The following is a 21,033-nucleotide window of genomic DNA, read 5'->3' as shown; positions in this document are numbered from 1 at the left end:
GGCGTCCGGACGACGGTGGCCGACGTCAGTCGGCGCCGAGCGACGCCACCACCGGCCGGGACAGCGCCCGCCGGGCCGGCAGGACCGAGGCGAGCAGGGCGGCGAGCACCGCCACCGCGACGATCAGACCGAGCCGTCCCCACGGCAGCACCAGCGTGAAGTCCCCGCCGATGCGGGCCACCACGGCCATCGCCCCGGCGGCGACCCCGACGCCCAGCGCGACGCCGAGCAGCGTGCCGACCGACGCGGTGAGCACCGCCTCGACCGCGAGCACCGCCCGCATCCCGCCCCGGCTCAGGCCGACCGCCCGCAGCACGGCGTTCTCCCGGGTCCGCTCCACCACCGAGAGGCTCAGCGTGTTGGCGACCCCCACCAGCGAGATCACCACGGCCAGGCCGAGCAGCGCCGTGACGAGACCGAGCACCATGTCGACGGTGCCGGTCAGCATCTTCTTGTAGGCGGCCTGGTCCATCACGTTGACCGTCGGGTAGCGGGCGACCACCGACTCCACGGCGGCCCGGGCGACGTCCACGTCCACCCCGGCGGCCGGATCCACCTCGGCCAGGTGGCCGCGTTCGGTGGGGAAGAACCGGGTGAAGTCCGCGTCGACGACGTCCACCACATGCCCGTCGGGCACCGGGCTGCCGGCCAGGGCCGGCCGGTCCTCGGCCACCACGGCGGCGACCCGGAACGGACGCCCGGCGACGGTGACGGTGTCCCCGACGGTCCAGCCCCGGGCGGCGGCCAGCTCGCGGTGCACCAGCACCGAGCCCGGCCCGAACGCGCCGAGGTCGCCGGCGTCCACCGCGGACAGTGTCCGCCGGACCAGGGCCGGGTGGGCGGCCCGCACCTGCACGCCGTCGGACACCCGGCTGCGCTGCTCGTGTACGACGCCCAGCTCCGGCCGGGCGGCCAGCTCGCCGGCCAGCGGCGCCGGCAGCTTCCCGCCGATGCCGGTGACCAGGAAGTCAACGCCGATCCGGGCGTCCACCGCGCGCTCGATGCCGGTCTTGACGCTGCCCGCGCCGACCACGAAGGCCGAGACCAGACCGATCCCGATCACCATCGCGGTGGCGGTGGCCGCGACCCGGCGCGGGTTGCGCACCGCGTTCGCCACGGCCAGGGTGCCCGGCGCGCCGACCACCGCGCGCACCGGCGCGCCGAGCGCCCGCACCAGCGCCGGCACCAGCACCGGGCCGAACGCCACGATGCCGCCGAAGGCCAGCAACCCGCCGGCCGCCACCAACGGCACCTGGCCGGTCGCCCCCGCGCCGAGCAGCGCCGCCACCCCGGCGACGAGCACCACCGCCCCGACGCCGAGCCGGATCCGGCCGGCCGGGCGGGCGGGCCGGGTCGCCGCGTCGGTCAGCGCGGCCACCGGCGCGATCCGGGTGCCCTGCCAGGCCGGCAACGCGGCCGCCAGCACGGTGAGCAGCGTGCCCAGGGCCAGGGAGAGCAGCACCGTCCGGGTCGTCACCGTGACCCCGCCGGCGGCCGTCGCTCCGGTCGCCCCGAGCAACGCGCCGAGACCGGCGGCCAGCGCCGTGCCCACCGCCACCCCGACCGTCGAGGCGACCAGCCCGGTCAGCGCCGCCTCGACCAGCGTGGCCCGGTAGACCTGCCCCCGGGTCGCGCCGACCAGGCGCAGCAACGCCGTGCGCCGGGACCGCTGCGCGAGCACGATGGCGAACGTGTTGGCGATCACGAAGCCGGCGACCACCACCGCCACCGCCGCGAAGGTGCCCAGCAGCAGCTCGAACTGCCGCAGGTCGCGCACGGCGTCGGCGACCGCCGCGTCGAGGACGGCCGCGCGGTCCCGGACCGTGACGCCCGGGCCGACCACCGCCCGGACCCGGTCGGCCAGCGCCCGGGTGTCCACCCCGGGGCGCGCGGCCACCATGATCCGCCCGTAACCACCGTCGCCGCCGACCGCGAGGGCGTCGGCGCCCACCAGGCCGATGAACGGCCCGCCGACGTCGCGCGACGTGCCGGCGACGTCGACCGCGCCGACCAGGGTGTACGCCCGGGCCGCCCCGCCGACCCCGCCGACCGACACCGGCCCGCCGAGGGTGAAGCGCTGCTCGGCGACGGTCTTCTCGTCCAGCACCAGCTCGCCCGCGCGCTGCGGTAGCCGGCCGGCGACCACGTCGTACGACTGCAGGGCCGGCTCGGTGGGGATCGCGGCGAGCACGGCGTAGCCGAGCACGGGCCGGCCGTCGGCGCCGACCACCCCGGCGCTGCCGGTCAGCTCCCCCGCGGCCGCGGCGACCCCGTCCACCGCGCGGACCCGGTCGACCAGGGCCGGCGACAGGGGCACCCGGCCGGCGTAGGCGGCCAGGTCGGTGTGCCGGTCGAACGCGCCGGCGCGCGCGTACGCCCCGGCCCGCATGCCGTCGGTGACCATCAGGGTGCCGGCGACGAAGGCGACGCCGAGCACGACCGCCAGCGACGACAGCAGCAGCCGCAGGCCGTCGGCGCGGATCTGGCGCAGGGTCAGGCGCAGCATCCCGGTCACCGCCCCACCGGCGTCGCGGCCGGTTCGAGCCGGCTCAGCGCCTCGCGGACCCGGGCGGTGGTCGGGGCGTGCACGTCGTCGACGAGCCGGCCGTCGGCCAGGAAGACCACCCGGTCGGCGTACGCGGCGGCGGCCGGGTCGTGGGTGACCATGACGACGGTCTGACCGAGGGCGTCCACGGCCTCGCGCAGCAGCCGCAGCACCTCGGCGCCGGAACGGGAGTCCAGGTTGCCGGTCGGCTCGTCGGCGAAGACGACCCACGGCCGGGTGACCAGGGCGCGGGCCACCGCGACGCGCTGCTGCTGCCCGCCGCTGAGTTCCGCCGGCCGGTGGTCGAGCCGGTCGGTCAGGCCGACGGCGGCCACCACCTGCCGCAACCAGGCCGGATCGGGTCGCCGGCCGGCGATGGCCAACGGGAGGACGATGTTCTCCCGCGCGGTGAGCGTGGGCAGCAGGTTGAACCTCTGGAAGACGAAGCCGATCCGGTCCCGGCGCAGCCGGGTCAACCGACGGTCGTCGAGGCGGGCCAGGTCGGCCTCGCCGATGCGGACGGTGCCGGCCGACGGCCGGTCCAGGCCGGCGAGGCAGTGCAGCAGGGTGGACTTGCCGGAGCCGGAGGGACCCATCACGGCGGTGAACCGGGCGGCGCCCAGGTCGAGGTCGACGCCGTCGAGGGCGACGACCCGGTTCGGCCCGGCGCCGTACTCCATGTGCAGCGCACGGGCGGCGACGGCGACGCCGGTGGTCGGGGTTGCGGACAACGTGGTGCTCCTGTCGGAGACGGTCTGCTGACCCTTCCGACGCTATGGCCGGCACCCGGGCGGCCATCTCCACCTGCGCGCGCGACCTCGGTACTCCCCCGGTCGCCCCCGACCGGCGGACCCGTACGACCCGAGGCGTACGCCGGGTCATCCGCCGGGTGTGACCAGCCCGCTCTCGTACGCCAGCACCACGGCCTGGACCCGGTCGCGGAGCTGGAGTTTGGCCAGGATCCGGCCCACGTGCGTCTTCACCGTCGCCTCCGCGACGTGCACCCGCCCGGCGATCTCCGCGTTGGACAGCCCCTGCGCGACGAGCAGCAGCACCTCCCGCTCCCGCTCGGTCAGCTGGGCCAGTCGCGGGTCCTGGACCGGAGCGGGGCCGAGCTGGCCGGCGAAGCGGTCGAGCAGTCGCCGGGTGATCGACGGGGCGACCACCGAGTCACCCTCGGCGACCACCCGGATCGCGGCGAGCAGGTCCTCCGGCGGCACGTTCTTGAGCAGGAAGCCGCTCGCCCCGGCGCGCAGCGCGGCGAAGGCGTCGGCCTCGGTGTCGAACGTGGTGAGCACCAGCACCCGGGGACGCCCGCCGGTGGAACGGGCGCAGATCCGCCGGGTCGCCTCCACCCCGTCCATGGTGGGCATCCGCAGGTCCATCACCACCACGTCGGCCTCGACCCGCTCCAGGACCCGCAGCGCGTCCGCGCCGTCGATCGCCTCACCGACCACGGCCAGGTCGGGTTGGGAGTCGAGCACCATCCGGAATCCGGCGCGGACCAGCGCCTGGTCGTCGACGATCATCACCCGCACGGTCACGCCGCCGCGCTCCCTTCCTCGGTGCCGGCCGGCGCGGGCAGCGGCAGTCGCGCCTCCACCCGCCAACCCCCGGCCAGCGTCGGTCCGGCGGCGAGGCTGCCGTCGTACACCCCGACCCGTTCCCGCATGCCGACCAGGCCGTGCCCGCCGGACGGCGCCGGCCGCACCACCGGACGGCCGCGCCCGTCGTCGACGGCCCGGACCACGACGGCGTCGGCGTCCCAGTCGAGCGTCAGCTCGACCGACGCCCCCACGCCGGCGTGCTTGAGCGCGTTGGTCAGGCTCTCCTGCACCACCCGGTAGACGGTCAGCTCCAGGCCCGGCGGCAGCGCCACCGGGGTGCCGGCGCCGGCGCAGGCGATCCGCAACCCGGCGGCACGGAACCGGTCGAGCAACGCGGGCAACTCCACCAGCGCGGGACGGCGGTGCGCCGGCTCGGCGGCCGGCTCGTCGGTCACCGGGGGCGGCTCCGGGCGGCTCGGCTCGCGCAGCACCCCGACCAGCCGCCGCATCTCCTCCAGCGCCTGCCGGCCGGTGTCCGCCACCACCTTCGCCGCCTCCCGCGCGGTCGCCGGGTCCCGGTCCAGGGTGAACCGCACGCCGTCGGCCTGCACGATCATCACGGCCATGCTGTGCGCCACCACGTCGTGCAGCTCCCGGGCGATGCGGGTGCGCTCCTCGGCCACCGCCGCCCGGGACTCCGCCTCCCGCTCCCGCTCCAGCGTCGCGGCCCGCTCCTCCAGGCTGAGCACGTAGAGCCGGCGGGTCCGCACGTTCAGCCCGACCAGCCAGACCGCGCCGGTGACCAGGCCGTAGTAGAGCGCCCCCGCCCACCAGGGCGCCGGCCCGGGCCAGGAGAGCGCGGAGAGCAGCACGCCGATCGCCGCGCCGATCCCGGCCAGGATGCCGTCGCGCGCCCGGTCGGCGTACTTGACCACGCTGTAGAGGGCAATCAGCACGCCGATGTCGTAGCCGAGCGGCCCCCAGCCGACGACCACCTGGGCCAGCGCGAGCGCGGCCACCGCCACGGCGACCAGGGACGGGTGGGTCCGCCGGAAGAACAGCACCGCCGCCATCGCCACGCCGACCGCGAACGCCGGCAGGCCGCCCTGCTCGGCCAGCAGGCCCAGCACGGCGACGAGGACGACCAGCCCGGAGACGGCGGCGTCGAAGGCGACACCGCGCAGCGGGCGGCCGAGGATCAGGCGGTCCACGGTCACCCAGCGTACGGGGTGGCGTGCGCGTCGATGCCCACCGCGTCAGCCGCCGACGCCGGCCGCCTCCGACACGGCCCAGGCCAGGTTCTCGGCGGCGAAGCTGCCGCGCAGCTGGGAGAACCGGGTCCACTCGCCCGCCGGAAGACCAGAACCCGTCACGGTCAACGTCCACCCGTCCTCGGCCCCGGCCGCCCAGTCACGGAGCCCGGCGGCCACCAGGTCGGCGTCGGACCGGGACCCGACCACGGCCCGGATCCGAGTGCCCTCGTCGGGCGTGACAGGCACGGCAGGAACCGTACGACGGAGGTGCGCGAGAAGGTCGGCCGTGGCGGACGGCAGCAGCTCGCTCCCGATCCCGACGGCGAGCCCCACCCACGGCGCCGCCGCAGGCTGCGCCCCGTCGCGCTTCCGCCACCTCCCGGGCAGACTGATCATGAGCGGTGAGAGTACCGACGCCCGGTCGCCCTCCGGAAGTACGCCGTCGATCATGAAGTTGACTACCTCCACCGTCCGATTTGTCGCCGCCAACTTCATGATCGACGGGTTCGGCGGGGTGGGTGGGGTGGGTCAGGACGGGAGGAGGGTGCGCATGCGGGTGATCTCGGCGGACTGCTCGACCGCGACGGCGTTGGCGAACTCCTGCATGACCTGGTCGGCGCCCACCTTGAGCAGATCGGTGGACATCACCACCGCGCCCTGGTGATGGGCGGTCATCATCCGCACGAACAACGTGTCGAACGCCGCGCCCCGGGCGTCCGCGAGCTGCCGCATGGCCTCGGCGGACTGCATCCCGCGCATGGTGGCGTGGTCGTGGCCGGCCACCTCGGCCGGCAGGTCACGGGTGCTCAGCCAGGCGCGCAGCACGCCGACCTCAGGCCCCTGGGCGGCCCGGATCCGGTCGGCGACGGCCCGCACCCGGGGGTCGGCGGCCCGGTCGGGGGCGAGCTTCGCCATCTCCAGCGCCTGCTCGTGGTGCGGGATCATCATCCGCACGTACCAGACGTCCAGGCCGTTCCACCGCGGCGGGGCGGCGTCGCGGACCTCGGCGGCGGGGCGGGTGGCCGCCGACTCGCCCGGGCGGCCGGGGACCAGCACGGGCGGGGCGGAGAACTCGCCCGTCGGGCTCGGGACGGCGCCGGCCGGGCTCGGCCGGGTCGCCGCCGGGCGGGTGTCGCCGCGCCCGGTCAGGGCCAGCCCGCCGATCACCAGGAGCGCTGCGAGCGCTGTGACGGCCCACCACACGCGTGCCTGCCGGCCGGTCATACAACCCTCCCTCCGGTCGAGGTGACAGCGATCCTATCCATAGACGAAAGTTCCCGGATGTGACCGGGATCACATTGATGGACGTCGTAAGTCGGTAAGGTGTGGCGAATCATCATCCCCCTTTCGAAGGGTGTTGCCGATGATCAGCATCCGCACGTCCCGTACCCGTATCGTCGGTCTCGCCGCCGCCGGCCTGCTGCTCGCCGGCGTGATCGCCGCGCCGCCGAGCAGCGCGCAGGAGGTCCCCCGGGCGGCCCCGGCCACCGTGGACAGCGCCGTCCCCGGTGTCGACGAGATCTCCAGCAGCCCCAACCTGCGGCAGGTGGCCAACCTGCCGAAGCAGGCGCCCTTCGACACCACGTCCGCCCTCGGCACCGACATCGCCTTCCAGGGCCGGTACGCGTTCGCCGGCAACTACGAGGGTTTCGTCATCTACGACGTCTCCCGGCCGAGCCGGCCGACCATCGTCTCGCAGGTGCTCTGCCCCGGCTCGCAGAACGACATCTCGGTCCACGGGAACCTGCTCTTCCTGTCGACCGACTCCTCCCGCAACGACGACTCGTGCGCCAGCACCAGCCAGCCGGCGTCGGTCAAGGAGTCGTGGGAGGGCATCAAGATCTTCGACATCCGCGACAAGCGCAACCCGCGCTACATCAAGTCGGTGGAGACGGCCTGCGGCTCGCACACCCACACGCTGGTGCCGGGCAAGGACCGGCGCAACGTCTACCTGTACGTCTCCTCGTACAGCCCGCGGGCCGAGTTCCCGGACTGCCAGCCGCCGCACGACTCGATCTCCATCGTCAAGGTCCCGGTGAAGAGCCCCACCTCGGCGTCCGTGGTCGCCACCCCCAACCTCTTCCCGGACGGCGGCTACCCGGGCATCCCGGGCCAGACGTCCGCGACCACCGGCTGCCACGACATCACCGCGTACCCGTCGAAGGACCTGGCGGCGGGCGCGTGCATGGGTGACGGCGTCCTGCTGGACATCAAGAACCGCGAGGCGCCCCGGGTGATCGAACGGATCACCGACGCGGAGAACTTCGCGTTCTGGCACTCGGCCACGTTCAACAACGCCGGCACCAAGGTCGTCTTCACCGACGAGCTGGGCGGCGGCGGCGCGGCCACCTGCAACGAGGTGGTCGGGCCGAACCGCGGCGCGGACGCCATCTACGACATCACCGGCCGCGGCGACGCCCGCAAGCTGGAGTTCCGCAGCTACTACAAGATCCCGCGGGTCAACGCGGACACCGAGAACTGCGTGGCGCACAACGGCTCGCTGATCCCGGTGCCCGGCCGCGACATCATGGTCCAGGCCTGGTACCAGGGCGGCATCTCGGTGTGGGACTTCACCGACTCCCGTCAGCCGAAGGAGATCGCCTACTGGGAGCGCGGGCCGCTGGACGCCACGCAGCTGCGCACCGGCGGGTCCTGGTCGGCCTACTGGTACAACGGTCACATCTACTCCAGCGACATCCAGAAGGGACTGGACGTGCTGGAGCTGCGTGACCCGCGCACCTGGCTGGCCCAGTTCCTCCTGGTGCCGGAGCTGAACGTGCAGACCCAGACGGGCTACCTGAGCTGGTGACCCGCTGACCGTCGCCGGGCCCGGCACCCCCTCGGGGCGCCGGGCCCGGGTCAGCTCATCGGTAACCGGTAGTCCCGGATCCCGCCGCCCGCCGTGACCACCCGCACCTCACCGCTGCGTAGCGCGTACGTCACCGACCAGCGGGTGTGCGCCTGCCGGACGGCGGCGAGCAGGCGCAGCGCCCCGGCGGCGTCCAGCGCGCCACCGACCCGGTCCAGCTCCGTCGCCAGCACCCCGTACCGGTGGTCGCGCCGCAGGTCCCGGTCGCTGACCCCGACGGTCGGCACGTTGGTCAGCGCCTGCCACGGATCCCGGCGGCGGTCGACGCGCATGCTCCCGTCGACGAACTCGACCACGGCGGACGCCCCGGTCGCGTCCGCGAGCAGGTAGTGCAACGCCGGCCCGCCGGCGAAGTCCAGGTTGTGCCGCGCGAAGACGCCGACCGCCTCGTCCACGGTGGCGGCCCCGTCGAGCACCAGCCGCAGGATGCGCACCGAACCCACTGTGGGGCGTCCGGGCACGGGGTCGGCCCGCGCGCCGTCGTCGGCGGCCAACCCGACCGCCAGGCCCCGCTCGTTCATCCCGTCGAAGGGCAGCAGCGGCGCGTCGAGCAGCCGCCGGTCCCCGGCCGGGTCGGCGGCGACCCCGAGGTAGGAGATGTCCACCAGCGAGATCGAGGCGTACCCGTCCGGCGGGTCGGTGCGCAGCACCAGCGCCGGGTTCGGCTCCCAGTCGAAGTTGCGGGCGAACAGCGGGCGGTCCCGGTCGGCCAGCGCGGCGAACAGCGAGCAACCGAACGGGCTGGGCGGGGTGGCGCCCGGCACCCCCACGGTCGGGTCGTAGTCGCCGACGTAGGTCATCTCGTACAGCGGCAGGTCGTCGACCCGGCGCAGGCTGGCCAGGGTCCGCGCGACCTGGTCGGGGTCCTGCCGGGAGGCGGTCGGGGTGCCGGCCGCGGGCGCGCCGCCCGCCCCACGGCCGTCGGCGCAGGCCGGGGCGAGCAGGAGCACCGCGAGCCCGGTGGCGACCAGCGTCCTGCGCATACCCGCGACGCTAGGAGAGACGGCGGCCGGTGTCCATCGAGGAACCGGTCAGCCGCGGACGACCGCGAACATCCAGCAGCCGTACACCACGTTGCGGCTGTGCAGGACGTCCACCGCCGGGTCGGCGAACAGCTCGGCGACCACCGCCTCCGGCGCGTCGCCGTCGTGCCGGCGGCCGCCGACGATGCGGCCCCGCCGGTCGTACGCCCGCAGCACCTGCGGCCGTCCGCGCCAGCCGACCGGGTAGGCCGTCACCTCCGCCGGCCCGGCGCAGGCCGCGTCGTGCGCGAAGACCGGCCCGAGTTCCCGGTAGGGGCCGGGCGGCAGCGGCGGCGCGTAGCCGAACAGCAGCAGCGGCTCGCCCGCCTCGGCGTCGCGCAGGCAGCAGCGCAGCGGCTCGCCGCCGCCGGCCCGGTGCCGCTGCGGCGGCTGCCCGCCGGCGTCGCGGTCGGTGCGGCGCAGGTCGGCCAGGAACTCGGCCGGCAGCGGGCGGATCAGGAAGGCGGTACGGGTCGTCGTCACCCGTCCAGCGTGGCCCGGCGCCGGCCGTGGCGCTGGCGGCCATCGGACCTGGCGTCACCCGCCGGAGATTCCGGCCGCCCGGCCGCCGTCCGGGCACCCGCGGCACCGCCGCCCCGGTCGACAATCGACTGATGGACTATCGGACCCACTCCCCGTACAGCGATCCCCGCCACCACGCCGCGCTGCTCGACGCGGTCCCCGGCGACGTCGCCGGCGCCGCGGCGGCCGCCCGCAACGTGATCGTCCACTACCGCGCCGGCGGCGTCGAGCTGTCCGACGCCCGGCGCGGCGAGGCCAACCTGCGCTGGCTGGACCGGATCCTCGACACCGACCAGTCCCGGTTCCCGCTGCCGCTGAGCGCGCCGCGACCCGTCGCGGAGCGGGTCGCGGGCTGTTGCCGTGACCACACGCTGCTCACCGTCGCCGCGTTGCGCCAGCACGGCGTGCCCGCCCGCAGCCGGGTCGGTTTCGCGAGCTACTTCGTGCCGGGCTGGCACCACGACCACGTGCTGGCGGAGTGGTGGAACGGCGAGCGCTGGGTCTGGGCCGATCCGGAGCTGAACCCCGCCGACCCCCGGCCGTTCGACGGCTACGACATCGACCCGGAGGCGGGGCACTTCGACTCGGCGGCCCGGGTCTGGACGGCGTACCGGGCGGGCCGGGTCGACCCGGACCGGTACGGGGTGGACCCGGCGCTGCCGATCCGGGGCGCCTGGTTCGTCCGCGTCTACGTGCTGCACGAGCTGGCCCACCGGCGCAAGGACGAGCTGCTGCTCTGGGACGGCTTCGGCACGATGAGCGACGACCCGACCGAGGCCGACCTCGCGCTCACCGACGAGATCGCCGCGCTGCTGCTCGCCGCCGACGCCGGTGACGCCGCCGCCGAGCGGGAGCTGGCCGACCGGTACGCGTCGGACACCCGGCTGCGCCCGGACGGGACGGTCCGCAGCGTCGACCCGGTCACCGGCACGGTCACCACCGTCGACCTGCGCCGCTGAGCACCGGCCTACCCCGGCAGGGGCGCCTCGTCCCCACCCCGCGTGTGGCGCGGGTTGACCAGCCGGCGCACCATCGGGGCGGCGTTCCACCGGGCGGCGCCGACCAGGTCGCGGGCGTGCTCCAGCACCGTGTAGTCGGGCCGGGCCAGGCCCTCGGCGAGGGCCCGGTCGAGGTCGTTGCCGCACCGGGTGAGCAGCCTGTCGAAGTCCCGCCGGACCGGTTCGAGCAGGTCGTAGCCGAAGGAGCGGTGCAGCCGGGCGAAGAGCGGCTTGTACAGCCGGGCGCGTTCGTGCAGGCCCGACGAGTAGGACATCGGGTTCTTCGGCCGTCGCCGGACGTAGTCGGGCAGCAGGTCGGCGAACGCCCGCCGGACGATCCACTTCTCCTGCCCGTCGCGCAGCTTGAGGTCCAGCGGCAGTCGCATCCCCAGTTCGACGACGCTGAGGTCGAGGAACGGCACCCGCGCCTCCACACCGTGTCCCATGCTCGCCCGGTCCACCCGCTGCAACTCGGTCCGGCACAGGTTGCGGATCTTGTGCAGGAACAGCCGGCGGGAGCGTTCCGGCCCGACCCGGTGGTACATCGGGTAGCCGCCGAACACCTCGTCCGAGCCGTCGCCGGTGAGCACCACCTTCACGCCCAGCTCCCGCAACCGCCGGAAGATCGGCATCGAGACCACGGCATTGATGATGTCGCCGTACTCGGTCAGCTCGGAGATCCGGATCGCCTCGCGCACGTCGGCCAGCCGGATGTCGCGCGGGCGCAGCTCGATCACCTCGTGGGGCACGCCGAGGTCGGCGGCGAGCCGCCGCGCGTACGCCACGTCGGGGCTGTCCGGGACGCCGATGGTCACCGCCACGCAGTCGGGGTGCAGCTCCCGGGCGTGCAGCAGCGCCAGCGAGCTGTCCAGGCCGCCGGAGAGCACCACCCCGACGGTGAGGTCGGTGTCCAACCGGATCCGCATGGCGTCGGTGAGCGCGACCCGGACGAGCAGGGCGGCCTCGTCCGGGTCGTCGATCACCGGCAGCCCGGCGCCGAGCGTGAGCAGGTCCACGTGCGGGCGCGGCCGGACCGGGCCGTCGGGTTCGACCCAGCCGTGGTGCCCGGGCGGCACCTCATTGATCGGGGCGCCGTGCCCGACCAGCGCCTTCACCTCGGAGGCGAGGTGCAGGCAGCCGGGCACGCGGGACCAGTAGAGCGGCTTCACCCCGAGCGGGTCGCGGGCCAGGTACGCCCGGCCACCGTCGCGTTCGACCACGACGAACGCGTACTCGCCGCGCAGCCGGCGCACCGCGTCCCCGCCCCACTGGCGGTACGCGGCGAGCACCACCTCGGTGTCGCCGAGCGTGCGGAACTCGTGCCCGAGCCGGGTCAGCTCGGCGCGCAGCTCGTGGTGGTTGAAGATCTCGCCGTTGAAGCAGAGCAGGTGCCGTTCGTCCGGCGCGACCCAGGGCTGCACGGCCCGGTCCCGGTCCACGATCCGCAACCGGCGCACGCCGGCCAGCAGCCCGTTCTCCTGCCGGGTCTCGGTGACCTCCCCGCGCGGGGCGAGCGCGGCCAGCATCCGCCGGAAGGTGGCCGGGTCGGCCTCGGGGCCGATGCTCAGCGCGATCCCGCACACCGGGTCACACCCCCATCTCGGCCTCGTACGCCCGCCGGAACCGGCGGCGGGCCGCCGGCGCGAGGCAGACGTGCCAGGCCTGCCCCTCGTCGATGACGTTGATCTCGCCGGCCTCCTGCCGGGCCAGCAGCAGCCCGGCCAGGGTGGTGCGGGCGCCGAAGCGCTCGTACCACGCCAGCTCGACGTCGGCCGCCCAGCCGAGGCAGTGCCCGCTGGGCACCATGGCGGCGTACCCCAGCCGGCGCAGCCGGTACTGGTGCTCGGCGCTGCGGGCCAGGCTGGTCACCCAGAGCGGCGGCGTGCCGGGCGGGCCGGCCGCGGCGAACTCCCGGCCCAGGTCGTTGAGGAACGCGATCATCTCGCGGCGGGCGCGGCGGAACAGCAGGCCCGCGGTGCGGGGCGTGGCGTCCGGGCGCAGCCGGCGGCGGACCGCCCGCAGGCCCCGCCCGAGCACCGTGGCGGGCTGCTCCTGGTAGCGGAAGTCGAGCAGGCCGCGGCGGCGCAGCCACTCCAGGTCGACCAGCTCGGTGCTGGTGCGGACCTGCTCGTCGGTGAGGAAGGTGGGGCTGTCCCGCCACCACAGCACGTCGATGCGGGAGAGCAGGTAGATCCGGACCAGCGCGGTGAGGTCGTGCGCGGAGCTGCGCGCGTTGGGCTGGTAGCGGGCCATCTCCAGCAGCAGCGTCTCCCGGGCGCCGACCAGTCCCTGGGGCGTGGCGTCGAGGACCGCCGCGACGGCCGGTTCGCGCAGCCGCTGGTCGAGCAGCACCTGTCGGGCGGTGGTCGACGGCGCGTCGGCCAGCGCGCCCACCTCGACCAGCAGCTCCGCCACGGCCGACCGGTACGCGGCCAGGTCGGGCGCGGCGGTGGTCCGCCGCCCTCCGGCGGGCAGCCGGCGGGCGGCGGGGGCGGTGGACGCGACGGCGGGACCGGGCTGGTGACCGGGGCTTCGGCTGGGCACTCGCATGGTCTCCGTCCCCTCTCGGGCAGGACACGGCGTGATGAAACCTGCACTCACCGTAATCGCCAGAGAAGGTACCGCCGAGAACAATCCTCCTATCTCCTCCGAAGGTGCCCGATCAGGTGGCGAACCGCCGCGACAGCTGCTGCACCTCGGCGTACCCCGGCGGGATCGGCTCGCCGGTGTCCGCCCCGGCGGCGACCGCGTCGACCCGGCGCAACGCCGCGCCCAGGGCCGCCCGGAACAGCAGCGAACCGGTGCTCACCCGGGCCACCCCGAGCCGGCCCAGGCGATCCAGGTCCGGCCCGCCCGGCCGGTGCAGGACGTTCAGCGGCAGTCCGGCCTCCGCCACCAGCGTGCCGATCGTGTCGTCGGGCGCGCCGGGAACGAAGAAGCCGTCGGCCCCCGCCGCCCGGTACGCCGCCGCCCGGCGCCGTGCCTCGGCCAGCGGCGCCGGCACGTCCAGCCACCACGCGTCGGTGCGGGCGTTGACGAAGAGCCCTGGCGCCGCCGCGCGTACCGCCGCGATCTTCGCCGCGACGAGCGGCGCCGGGGTCAGGGTGCCGTCCGGGCGGCCGTCCTCCAGGTTCACCCCCACCACCCCCAGGGCGGCCAGCTCGCCGACGTAGCGGGCCACGGCCGCCGGCTCCTCGTCGAAGCCGTCCTCCACGTCGACGGTGAGCAGCACCGGCAGGTGCCGCAGGCGACGGGCCAGGTCCAGGGTCTCGGCCCGGGTCGCCCCGGCGCCGTCCGGCCGGCCGGCGGCCGCCGCGACGCCGAGGCTGGTCGTGCCGATCGCGGCGTGACCCCGGGCGGCGAGCGCCGCCGCGGACGCGTGGTCCCAGGCGTTGGGCAGCAGCAGGGGGCGGCCGGGCCGGTGCAGCGCGCGGAAGGCCGCGTGGCGGTCGGTCATCGCAGGGTCACCTCGAGACGGGTCGGGACGCGCAGCGTCGGATGCGGGGCGTAGCTGACCGGAGCGTCGACCGGTGCGCAGCGGCGGCGCAGCACGTCGACCACGCCGGCGGCCAGGGCGAGCGCGTGCCGCGACCCCGGGCAGCCCCGGACGCCGGCGCCGAACGTCAGCACCCCACCGGCCCGGTCGACCACGAACCGGTCCGGCTCCGGATGGACGGCCGGGTCCCGGTTCGCCGCGTCGAAGCGGAGCAGCAGCGGCTCGCCGACCCGGATCGGCCGGCCGCCCAGGTCGAGTGCGGCGGTGGTGACCCGGCGGGTGGCGCGTACCGGTGGGTCGAGCCGCAGCACCTCGGCGAGCAGCGCGGCGGTGGCGAGCCCGGCCGGCGCGGCGAGCCCGTGCCGGACCGCCGCGCCGATCAGCCCGGCCGTGGCGTCGGCGGCCTGCACCAGCAGCCCGATCCGGTTCGCGGTCACCTCGGGCGGGGCCGCCGGCGACATCGCCACCAACGCGGCCACCGCCCGGTCGGCCCGCGTGACCGCCGCCGGCTCGGCGCCGGGATGGTAGGCGGCGGCCACCGTCGTCACCGCCGACGCGGCCGCCGCCGGATCCGCCAGGCCGAGCCGCTCCCCCAGCACCACCAGCGGCACGCCCCGCGCCAGCGCCCCCATCACCTCCACCCGGGATGTAAGGAAGGGCCCCCTGTTAACGCCTCCGGTAGAGGAGGGGACCCCTCTTAACAGGGGCGGTACGGGCGACGCCGACCGGTCGAGGATCTCGCCGGTCCGCCGTGCGGCGGCCAGGGACAGGTCCCGCGGGTCGAGGTCGTCCAGCGCCGCCACCGCGATCGCCCGCCGGCCGGGGTGGCGCTCCGGTGGGCTGAAGCGGCTGACGGACGCGCGCAGCCAGGCCAGCGAGCCGGCGGCGCCGGGCGGCCCGGCGGGCGGCACCACGCAGCGGGGATCGGTCAGGGCGGCGGTGACGTCCGCGTGCCGGGTGACCAGCCAGCCGTCGTCGCCTCGGGTCGGCGGTCCGCAGGTCGGCGTGCCCGGAGCGGCCGTGATCGTCGGTAGGTCCACCACCCGACCGTAGGGCGGTGATCGTTCGGTCCCGACCGAACGATCGGCGCGCCAGATCGGGGAGGTGGCGGCATCAGGGGCACGCCGACCCCACCACCTCGCCGAACTGGAGTCGATCACCCGGACCCCGCCCGGCCGAGCCGGACGGGCCGAGCCGGACGGCCGAGCCGGACGGGCCGAGCCGGACGGCCGAGCCGGACGGGCCGAGCCGGACGGGCCGAGCCGGACGGGCCGAGCCGGACGGGTCAGGCGCGGGCGGGGCCGGTGTCGCGGGAGGCGGGCGGGGCGAGGAGCGCCGGGTCGAGCGCGAGGGCGGCGGCGAGCCCGTCCCGCCCGGCCGGGGTGAGCCGCACCGCCCGACCGGTCCCCCGCGCGGTCCAGCCGAGGTCGAGGAAGCGCCCGCACAACGCGGCGCCGAGCGCGCCGGCCAGGTGCGGCCGTCGTTCGGTCCAGTCCAGACAGTCGCGCACCAACGGTCGACGGGCGGCGCGCAGCGGCTCGACCGGCACGCCCATCTCGGCCAGCCAGGACATCCCGGCCGGGGTGAGCGCGAGGCCGCCGGCCCGGTCCAGCACACCGCGGGCGAGCAGCGCGTCGTGCAGCAGCACGCCGAGTCGCCCGGCGAGGTGGTCGTAGCAGGTCCGGGCGTACGCCAGGGCGGCGCCGGCCGACGCGGCGCGCAACGTGCGGGGCGACGTGGCCGGGGCGGGCGCCCGCGCGGTCAGGTCCTCGAGGAGCTGGGCGACCGACGGGTCGGCGAGGCGGACGTACCGGTGCCGGCCCTGCCGCTCCTCGGCCAGCAGGCCGCCGCGCACCAGCCGGGTGAGGTGGTCGCTGGCGGTGGAGGCCGCGACGCCGGCGCGGCGGGCCAGCTCACCGGCGGTCCAGGCGCGTCCGTCGAGCAGGGCGAGACAGAACTCGGCCCGGGTGGGATCGGCGAGCAGGGCGGCGAGTCCGGCCAGCCCTCGGCCGTCGGCGCGGGTGGTCATCGGACCATGCTGGCACGGCCACGGTTCGGGCCGGACCGGAAGGTGGCGCGCGGCGGTTCTTTACATCGTTGTATCCAACGTTGTACAAACGGGTGCACCGCAGTGACCTCCGTCTACCTCCAAGGCAGGCCTGATGGGACACCTCCGCCGCGGCGGCGTGCTCGCCGCCGTCCTCACCCTTCTGCTCGCCGGCGCGTCACCCGCGCCCGCCGCCGGGCCCGACCGCTACCGCAACCCGGTCTCCGCCGGGTTCGCCGACACCTTCGCCGACCCGGTCGTGGTCCGCGGCGACGACGGACTCTGGTACGCCTTCGGCACCTCCGACCCGCTGCGCGAGGGCGAGGGAACACCGCACCGGGTGCCGATCGCCCGCTCCGCCGACCTGGTCGACTGGAGCTACGTCGGCGACGCGTTCGCCCCCGACCAGCGGCCCGCGTACGCCGCGCCGGGCGCCGCGTTCTGGGCGCCCGACGTCCGCCGCCTCGGCGGGCGGTGGGTCATGTACATGACCGTCACCGACACCACCGTCTCCGCCGACACCTTCGACACCGCGGTCGGGGTGGCCACCGCGCCGAGCCCCGCCGGACCGTGGACGTTCGCCGACGAGCCGGTGGTCGCCCCGCGCCCCGGCGCGGGCGGCGGCTACCTGTGGACCATCGACCCGAGCCAGCTCACCGGCGCCGACGGCCGGTCCTGGCTCTACTACGGCAGCTACTACGGCGGCATCGCGGTCACCGAACTGTCCCCCGACGGCCTGCGCGCGGTCGGCACGCCGACCCCGGTCGCCGTCGACAACAAGTTCGAGGGCGCCTACGTACTGCGCCGCGACGGCTGGTACTACCTCTTCGCCTCCACCGCCAACTGCTGCGCCGGTCCGGCCACCGGCTACTCCGTCCAGGTCGGCCGGGCCCGTGACCCACGCGGCCCGTTCACCGACCGCGACGGCCAGCGCCTCGACGTCTCCCGCGCCGGCGGCACCCCGGTGCTGACCCAGAACGGCAACCGCTGGATCGGCACCGGCCACAACGCCGTGCTCACCGACCTGTCCGGGCAGGACTGGATCGCCTACCACGCGATCGACCGGGCCGACCCCTACCTGGACGAGCCGTTCGGCGTCAACGAGCGGCCGATGCTGCTGGACCGGCTCGACTGGATCGACGGCTGGCCGACGGTGAACGCCGGCGCCGGCCCCTCCGACGGCGCCCGCCCCGCACCCGTCACCACGGGCCGGATCGACGCCCGTTTCGCCACTGCCGACCTGCGCGACTGGCGGGTCGAGAGCGGCACGTGGCGGGCGGCCGGCGGGGTGCTCACCGGCACCGGGGCGCTGGCCTCGCGTACCCGGATCGGCGGCGACCTGCGGGCGGAGACCGACCTGCGACTGACCGGCGCGACCACCGCCGGGCTGCGGCTCGGCGGCGTTGACGTCCGGGTCGGCGGCGGCCGGCTGACCGCCGGCAGCGCCGGCACACCGCTGCCCGCCGGCGCCGATCTGACCGACCGGCACACCCTCGCGATCGAGGTACGCGGCCGGCAGCTCGTCGCCACGCTCAGCCCGTCCCGCCTCGGCGACCCGGTCGCCCGGGTGTCGCTCCGGCTCCCCCGCCCCGCGACCGGCGCGCTGACCCTGCGGGCCCAGGACGGACCGGCCGAGTTCGACAACGTCAGCGTCGCCCGGCTGTACCGCCCGGTCCGGCACCCGGTCGCGCCGCCCCGGGTCGGCCCGGTGCTGCGCGGCTTCTCCGACGAGTTCACCGGTGGGCTCGACCCGGCCTGGCAGTGGGTGCGCCAGGACCCGGCCGCGACCGTGACCGGCGGCGCGCTGCGCTGGCCGGTGCAGGACGCCGACCTGTCCGGCACCGGCAACACCGCCGGGGTGCTGCTGCGCGACGCGCCCACCGGCGACTACGTGGCCGAGACGAAGGTGACGCTCGACCTGGGCGAGGACACGGTCCGCAACTACCAGCAGGCGGGCCTGGTCGCGTACGTCGACGACGACCGGTTCGCCCGGCTGACCCAGGTGGCGATCTGGAACACCCGCCAGGTCGAGTACGGCTACGAGCTGCCCTTCGCCGGGCAGCCGGTGTACGGCGGCAGCATCGTCGGCACGCCGGGCACCACCACCTGGCTGCGGCTGGCCCACCACGTCGACCGGGTCACCGGGGAACACGAGTTCCGCGCCGGCTCCAGCCGCGACGGGAAGCACTGGACGTGGGGAGCGGTGTGGACGTTCCCGGCCGACACCACGCCCCGCATCGGCCTGGTCGCGCACGGCGGCGCCACGCCCGCCGTGACGGCCGAGTTCGACTACCTGCGTTTCCACCGCTGACCCGCCGGGGCCGTCCGCACCTCGCGGGCGGCCCCGGCTCAGCGGTCCGGACGCGGGCAGGTCCCGGCCAGCTCGGTGACCGTGCGCGTGTCCCCGTGGTAGCTGCGGGCCGCCACGAACGCGCCGCCCGGACGGTCCGCTCCGGCGACCGCCCGGGCGAGGCGGCGGTCCGCGCCCCGGAACCGCAGCGCCAGGCTCAGGTGCGGCACCCAGCGCCCGGGCAGGTGCCAGGGGTGCGGGCCGGACGCCTCGGCGAGCACGTCCCAGACCGCGCCGTGCAGCGCGACCAGCTGCGGTGTCGGGTGGACCAGCCAGACCAGCGGGGCGCTGCCGTCGAGGACGGCCAGCCGGTCCAGCCGCACCGGCAGCGGCAGCGCGGCGTCGCAGAGGTCGGCCAGGCGCTGCTCGGCACCGGGCGGGAACTCGTCGACCGAGGCGAGCGTCAGGTGCGGCCGGTTCGTCGGGTGCGTGTTGCGGGCCAGGCTGGGAAGGCCGGCGGCGGCGAGCCGGTCCCAGGCCGCCCGCACCGCCGCGTCCAGCTCCGGCGAGCAGAGCAACTCGACCGTCCGCACATGATCAGGCTAGTCGCCGCCGGTCAGCCACGACGCCCCGAAGGGCAGGCCGACCGGGACGGATCAGAGCCATCCCGCCTCCCGGGCCCGCCGGACCGCCTCGGCCCGGTCGGCGGCGCCGAGCTTCTGCACGCACGCGCTCAGGTGGTTGCGGACCGTCCCGGCGGCCAGGTGGGTACGTCGGGCGATCACCGCGACCGGGGTGCCGAGTTCGGCCAGCCGGAGCGTCTCCAGCTCGCGCGGGGTCAGCGGGCACTCGGGCAGGGTCAGCGCGTCGGCGGCGAGGGCCGGGTCGACGTACCGCGCGCCGGAGTGCACCCGGCGGATCACGTCGGCCAGCGCGCCGCCCGGAGCACCCTTGGCGAGGAAGCCACGGGCGCCGGCGGCCAGCGCCGGCCGGAGCTGGGCGGGCCGGCCGTGCCCGGTGAGGATCACCGGAGCACACGCGGGCAGCGCCCGGGCGAGCTCGGCGGCGACCGCCACGCCGCCCGGCGGCGGCATCTCCAGGTCGAGCACGGCGACGTCGGGGCGGTGGGCCAGCGCCGCGGCCAGGGCGGCGCGGCCGTCGGCGGCGTGCGCGACCACCTCGATGTCCGGTTCCAGGTCGAGCAGGGCGGCCAGCGCCAGCCGGATCAGCTCCTCGTCGTCGGCCAGCAGGACCCGGATCACGACGTCACCGGCACGGTCGCCACCAGGCTGAACACGCCGTCCTCGACGGACGCCCGCACGCGTCCGCCGGCCGGGGCGAGCCGGTCGGCCAGCCCGCGCAGGCCGCCGCTGAGCCGGTCCGGTCCGGCGTCACGGACCCCGTCGTTGCGTACGGTCAGGGTCACCAGGCCGTCCTCCCGGGTGATCTCGATCCGGCACCAGCCGGCCCGACTGTGCCGCAGCACGTTCGTCCCGGCCTCCCGCAGCACGGCGGCGAGGTCGGCGGCGACCGGGGCCGGCAGGTCGCCCGCCGGCGACACCACGGTGCAGCGGACCCCGCTGGAGCGCAACACCTCCCCCACCGCGGCCACCTGCTCGGCCAGGTCGACGGTGCGGTAGCCGTGCACGGCCGCGCGTACCCGGGTCAGCGCCGACGCGGCGAGTCGCCGGGCCTCCGCCGCCTCCCGGCCGGCCCGCTCACCGTCCACCGGCGCCAGCCGTTCCGCCAGCTCGGCCTTGAGCGCGATCACCGTGAGGTCGTGCCCGAGCAGGTCGTGCACGTCGCGGGCGAAGCGCAGCCGCTCCTCGGCCGCGGCCAGCCGGGCCTGGGCCGCCTGACCCTGCCGGGCCTCCACGAGCACGTCCCAGAACCAGACCTGCACCCCGGTGAGCGCGGCGATGCCGGCGCCCACCCCGCCGGTGACCAGCAGCGCGGTGGGCACCGGTCCACCGGTCGCCGCGGTGACCACCGCCGAGACCGCGAGCACGCCCGTCGCGGCGAGGACCCCGGCAGCGGGCCGGAGCAGCAGCGGTGTCATGCCGACCAGGGAAGCGCCCAACCAGGCCCAGGTGGGCCACGCGCCCGCCGCGACCGGGCCGAGCAGGGGCAGGCTGAGCAGCGCGGCCGCCACCAGGGCGAGGTGCCGGCGCCGCCGGGCGGCGGTGGCGAGCCACGGCGTCACCGCCGCGTGCAGCACCGCCACCTGCGCCACCGTGAAGGCGAGCAGGCCGACGGCGCCGAGCGTCGCCCGCAGCGGATCCGGCTCCCGGGCCAGGCCGGCCGCGGGCAGCAGCACCGTGGTCCACACGTTCGTGGCCAGCGACAGCAGGGTGACCCGCCGGGCCCGGCGCAGCCGGTGGTCCGCCGAATCGACTGTCATGCCCGCCGATCCTAGGTGGTGCCGGGGCCGGCGGACCGCTGCG

19 protein-coding genes are annotated in these 21,033 nt (G+C 76.1%); 3 read left to right on the top strand and 16 right to left on the bottom strand.

What is annotated here, in order from left to right; translation table 11 throughout:
* Nucleotides 1-25: 25 nt before the first annotated feature.
* The 6 genes from GA0070622_RS16965 to GA0070622_RS16940 all read right to left on the bottom strand — a co-directional run bounded on the left by GA0070622_RS16965 (nt 26) and on the right by GA0070622_RS16940 (nt 6,569).
* On the bottom strand, nt 26-2,506 hold the full coding sequence (locus GA0070622_RS16965; RefSeq protein ID WP_091577557.1) for an FtsX-like permease family protein: 2,481 nt from the start codon (nt 2,504-2,506) through the stop codon (nt 26-28).
* A 5-nt stretch (nt 2,507-2,511) separates the two neighbouring features.
* Nucleotides 2,512-3,276 (bottom strand): ABC transporter ATP-binding protein, encoded by a 765-nt coding sequence (locus GA0070622_RS16960; RefSeq protein ID WP_091574197.1) that lies wholly within the window; start codon nt 3,274-3,276, stop codon nt 2,512-2,514.
* 147 nt (nt 3,277-3,423) lie between these two features.
* The gene (locus tag GA0070622_RS16955) at nt 3,424-4,089 is read right to left on the bottom strand and encodes a response regulator (protein ID WP_091574196.1); all 666 of its coding nucleotides are present in this window, start codon (nt 4,087-4,089) and stop codon (nt 3,424-3,426) included.
* On the bottom strand, nt 4,086-5,309 hold the full coding sequence (locus GA0070622_RS16950) for a sensor histidine kinase (protein ID WP_091574195.1): 1,224 nt from the start codon (nt 5,307-5,309) through the stop codon (nt 4,086-4,088). The genes GA0070622_RS16955 and GA0070622_RS16950 overlap by 4 nt, the downstream gene beginning before the upstream one ends.
* A gap of 39 nt (nt 5,310-5,348) precedes the next feature.
* Nucleotides 5,349-5,591, bottom strand: coding sequence for a hypothetical protein (locus GA0070622_RS32055; RefSeq protein ID WP_141684584.1), 243 nt, complete (start codon nt 5,589-5,591; stop codon nt 5,349-5,351).
* Nucleotides 5,592-5,873: 282 nt separating this feature from the next.
* A complete protein-coding gene (locus GA0070622_RS16940) occupies nt 5,874-6,569 on the bottom strand; it encodes a DUF305 domain-containing protein (RefSeq protein WP_091574193.1) in 696 nt (231 codons plus the stop codon).
* A 139-nt stretch (nt 6,570-6,708) separates the two neighbouring features.
* Here GA0070622_RS16940 and GA0070622_RS16935 point away from each other — a divergent pair, with 139 nt between their 5' ends.
* On the top strand, nt 6,709-8,154 hold the full coding sequence (locus GA0070622_RS16935; protein ID WP_091577555.1) for an LVIVD repeat-containing protein: 1,446 nt from the start codon (nt 6,709-6,711) through the stop codon (nt 8,152-8,154).
* 50 nt (nt 8,155-8,204) lie between these two features.
* Here GA0070622_RS16935 and GA0070622_RS16930 read toward each other — a convergent pair whose 3' ends face one another.
* Both GA0070622_RS16930 and GA0070622_RS16925 read right to left on the bottom strand, forming a co-directional pair.
* Nucleotides 8,205-9,197, bottom strand: a complete 993-nt coding sequence (locus GA0070622_RS16930) for a carcinine hydrolase/isopenicillin-N N-acyltransferase family protein (protein ID WP_091574192.1) — start codon at nt 9,195-9,197, stop codon at nt 8,205-8,207.
* 48 nt (nt 9,198-9,245) lie between these two features.
* Nucleotides 9,246-9,719, bottom strand: a complete 474-nt coding sequence (locus GA0070622_RS16925) for a DUF1203 domain-containing protein (protein ID WP_091574191.1) — start codon at nt 9,717-9,719, stop codon at nt 9,246-9,248.
* A 131-nt stretch (nt 9,720-9,850) separates the two neighbouring features.
* Between GA0070622_RS16925 and GA0070622_RS16920 the strand changes: the two genes are divergently transcribed.
* Nucleotides 9,851-10,717, top strand: a complete 867-nt coding sequence (locus GA0070622_RS16920; protein WP_091577552.1) for a transglutaminase domain-containing protein — start codon at nt 9,851-9,853, stop codon at nt 10,715-10,717.
* 8 nt (nt 10,718-10,725) lie between these two features.
* Here the strand turns inward: GA0070622_RS16920 and GA0070622_RS16915 are convergent, their stop codons facing one another.
* The 5 genes from GA0070622_RS16915 to GA0070622_RS16895 form a co-directional block, all read right to left on the bottom strand.
* A complete protein-coding gene (locus GA0070622_RS16915) occupies nt 10,726-12,339 on the bottom strand; it encodes an asparagine synthetase B family protein (RefSeq protein ID WP_091574190.1) in 1,614 nt (537 codons plus the stop codon).
* Between the two features lie 4 nt (nt 12,340-12,343).
* On the bottom strand, nt 12,344-13,306 hold the full coding sequence (locus tag GA0070622_RS16910) for a hypothetical protein (RefSeq protein WP_091574189.1): 963 nt from the start codon (nt 13,304-13,306) through the stop codon (nt 12,344-12,346).
* A 112-nt stretch (nt 13,307-13,418) separates the two neighbouring features.
* Nucleotides 13,419-14,213 (bottom strand): isocitrate lyase/PEP mutase family protein, encoded by a 795-nt coding sequence (locus tag GA0070622_RS16905; protein WP_091574188.1) that lies wholly within the window; start codon nt 14,211-14,213, stop codon nt 13,419-13,421.
* Nucleotides 14,210-15,292 carry a cytochrome P450 gene (locus tag GA0070622_RS16900; protein ID WP_245666372.1) on the bottom strand — a complete coding sequence of 361 codons (1,083 nt, stop codon included), beginning with the start codon at nt 15,290-15,292 and terminating at the stop codon, nt 14,210-14,212. Before GA0070622_RS16900 ends, GA0070622_RS16905 begins: the two co-directional genes overlap by 4 nt.
* 245 nt (nt 15,293-15,537) lie before the next feature.
* Entirely contained in the window at nt 15,538-16,281 is a 744-nt protein-coding gene (locus tag GA0070622_RS16895) for an ArsR/SmtB family transcription factor (RefSeq protein ID WP_091574187.1), read from the bottom strand.
* A 133-nt stretch (nt 16,282-16,414) separates the two neighbouring features.
* On the opposite strand from GA0070622_RS16895, the gene GA0070622_RS16890 reads away from it, so the two are divergent.
* A complete protein-coding gene (locus tag GA0070622_RS16890) occupies nt 16,415-18,610 on the top strand; it encodes a glycoside hydrolase family 43 protein (protein ID WP_091574186.1) in 2,196 nt (731 codons plus the stop codon).
* Between the two features lie 38 nt (nt 18,611-18,648).
* Here GA0070622_RS16890 and GA0070622_RS16885 read toward each other — a convergent pair whose 3' ends face one another.
* The 3 genes from GA0070622_RS16885 to GA0070622_RS16875 form a co-directional block, all read right to left on the bottom strand.
* Nucleotides 18,649-19,182, bottom strand: coding sequence for a 2'-5' RNA ligase family protein (locus GA0070622_RS16885; RefSeq protein ID WP_091574185.1), 534 nt, complete (start codon nt 19,180-19,182; stop codon nt 18,649-18,651).
* Nucleotides 19,183-19,245: 63 nt separating this feature from the next.
* Nucleotides 19,246-19,851, bottom strand: coding sequence for a response regulator transcription factor (locus tag GA0070622_RS16880; RefSeq protein WP_091574184.1), 606 nt, complete (start codon nt 19,849-19,851; stop codon nt 19,246-19,248).
* Complete coding sequence (locus tag GA0070622_RS16875) at nt 19,848-20,990, bottom strand: sensor histidine kinase (protein ID WP_091574183.1); 1,143 nt, start codon at nt 20,988-20,990, stop codon at nt 19,848-19,850. The genes GA0070622_RS16880 and GA0070622_RS16875 overlap by 4 nt, the downstream gene beginning before the upstream one ends.
* Nucleotides 20,991-21,033 lie beyond the last annotated feature (43 nt).

The sequence above is a fragment of the Micromonospora sediminicola genome, from assembly GCF_900089585.1.
GTDB classification, from domain to species: domain Bacteria; phylum Actinomycetota; class Actinomycetes; order Mycobacteriales; family Micromonosporaceae; genus Micromonospora; species Micromonospora sediminicola.
The sequence above is the reverse complement of the archived record's forward strand: the minus strand, read 5'-3'. Positions and strand labels throughout refer to the sequence as shown.